Annotated in this window: 4 protein-coding genes; all 4 read right to left on the reverse strand. The window is 63.2% G+C overall.

Translation table 11 applies throughout. The annotated features are described in order from the left end of the window. The coding region (locus EOA86_RS32140) for a substrate-binding domain-containing protein (protein ID WP_164892207.1) at positions 1 to 515 on the reverse strand (515 nt) is incomplete at its 3' end. A gap of 44 nt (positions 516 to 559) precedes the next feature. Next, positions 560 to 1,474, reverse strand: coding sequence for a sugar phosphate isomerase/epimerase (locus EOA86_RS32145; protein WP_128345279.1), 915 nt, complete (start codon positions 1,472 to 1,474; stop codon positions 560 to 562). Next, on the reverse strand, positions 1,471 to 1,776 hold the full coding sequence (locus EOA86_RS32150) for a hypothetical protein (protein ID WP_128345281.1): 306 nt from the start codon (positions 1,774 to 1,776) through the stop codon (positions 1,471 to 1,473). The genes EOA86_RS32145 and EOA86_RS32150 overlap by 4 nt, the downstream gene beginning before the upstream one ends. Further along, a partial coding sequence (locus tag EOA86_RS32155; protein WP_128345283.1) for an SDR family oxidoreductase occupies positions 1,761 to 2,097 on the reverse strand: 337 nt, incomplete at its 5' end. The genes EOA86_RS32150 and EOA86_RS32155, both read right to left, overlap by 16 nt.

Raw genomic sequence — 2,097 nt, forward strand, 5'->3', positions numbered from 1 at the left:
CCCTTGTCGCGATCGCTGTCGGCCGAGGCGCCGGCGGCACCGCGCATATAGACGACGTCGCCCTTGCCGCCGATCTGCTGGAACAGCCATTTGGCGCCGAGATAGGCGTACTGCTCCTGGTTGTTGGAAATGATATAGGCCGAGGGTTCGGTGACCGCCTGGTCGACGGCGACGACGACGATACCGGCCTTGGTGGCTTCTTCGAGGGCTGACTTGATGCCGGCCGGATCGGCCGGGTTGACGACGATGGCGTTGACCTTGGCGCTGATCAGGTTGCGGATGTCCTCGAGCTGGCCGGCGGCGTCGGTGTTGCGATGGGCGATGTTCAGTTTCGTGACTTCGTCGGACGCGAGCGCCTGCGCTTTGATGGCGCAGATCATTTCCTCGCGCCAGCCATTGCCTTGCACCGTGTTGGAAACGCCGATCGTGTATTTGGCTTCAGCGGACGAGACGCCCACCGAAGCCAGAAACGCCGCGCCGGCAAGCAGCGGGACCATTGCCAGATATTTTTTCATTCCAGTCTTCCTCCCATTGATCTCGTTTCAGTTCGAAAAGGGGCTCATTTCACGAACGGGCGCAGCACGTCGCGGGCCAGCAGAAAGCCGCGCTTGAGGCTTTCATCGCTCCCCTCAAACCGCCGGTCCTCGTGCTCGATGATGATGGGCCCGTCGTAGCCGGCCCGGTAAAGGCCGGAGAAGATCACATTCCAGTCGACATCGCCAAGCCCCGGCATGCGCGGCACTTGCCAGCCCATGCCGGCCGAGAGAATACCGCGTTCGTAAAGTCCATCATGATCGATCATCAGGTCCTTGGCATGAACATGCAGCATGTGCGGACCGAATTCTTTGATGAAGCGGGCCTGGTCGATCATCTGCCAGACCAGATGCGACGGGTCGAAGTTCATGCCGACGTCGCCGCCCCACGCCTCGAGGATGCGGCGCCAGATATAAGGCGAATAGGCGATGTTGTGTCCGCCCGGCCACTCGTCATAGCTGAAGATCATCGGGCAGTTCTCAAATGCCAGCTTGACGCCGTTGTCGCGCGCATGGGCGATGATATCGGGCCAGACGGTCAGTGCCTCTTGCCAGTTGGCGTCGATGGTTTTTGCAGCGTCGCCGCCGCAGAAGGTGTTGACCAGCGGAACGCCCATATGGCTCGCCAGCACGATCACCTTCTTCAGATGGTCGATGACGGTCTTGCGGTGGGCGGCATCGGGATGCAGCGGATTGGGGTAGAAGCCGAGGCCCGAGATCGACAGCTCGTTTTCCGTCAGTGCGGCCGCGATTTCCTTCGCCTTCGAGGCCGAGGTCGAGGCGGCGTCGATATGGCTGGTGCCGGCATAGCGCCGGGCGGCGCCGGAGGATTTCGGCCAGCAGGCGATCTCCAGCGCCTCGAAGCCGGCAGAACTTGCCCAGTCGGCGACATCGGCGAGGGGGGTATCGGCAAACGGTGCGGTGAGCAGTCCGAGCTTCATATTGCTCTCCCCTGGTCGTGGCGACCTACTATGCCGATTGTGCGGTCCGCTTCAACCGTGCGACTGGTCGGCAATGCGCAAAGCTGTCTGACGAATGCCATCGGATCGTCGTAGAGCAGGCCGTCGAGACCGGCTGTGACAGCCGTGCGGAAATCGTTGATGGCGATCCAGTCCGCCAGGCTATTTCCTGCGGGCCAGCGCAGTCGTAAAACGGTTTTTGGACCCGGGGAAGGAAGCCGGCTAAGCAGTGCCGGGCCGATTGCTTCGAGAGCTGCGACAGCAGCCTTCACCGGTTCGCCCATACGACCCATTGCTCCTGGTCGATCAGGGCGCCGGTCATCGGCCCGGAGGCGTCGGAGAGCAGGAAGACGGCGAGGTTCGCCACCTCGTCGGCCGCCAGCAGGCGCCCGAAAGGCTGCGATGCGTTGGCGGCGTCGATCCAGCCCGGGCCGTGCCCGAGCGTCTCGGCCTGCATGATGCGCTCGGCCGGGGTGTCGGTCCAGCCGACATTGATGCCGTTGACGCGGATGCGGTCGAAACGGTGCGCGTTCGCGGCGTTGCGGGTCAGCGTAGCGAGCGCGCCCTTGGTGGCGGAATAGACGGCGAGTTCGGGCGAGCCGCAA

This window comes from Mesorhizobium sp. M5C.F.Ca.IN.020.32.2.1 (genome assembly GCF_004023105.1).
GTDB lineage: Bacteria > Pseudomonadota > Alphaproteobacteria > Rhizobiales > Rhizobiaceae > Mesorhizobium > Mesorhizobium wenxiniae.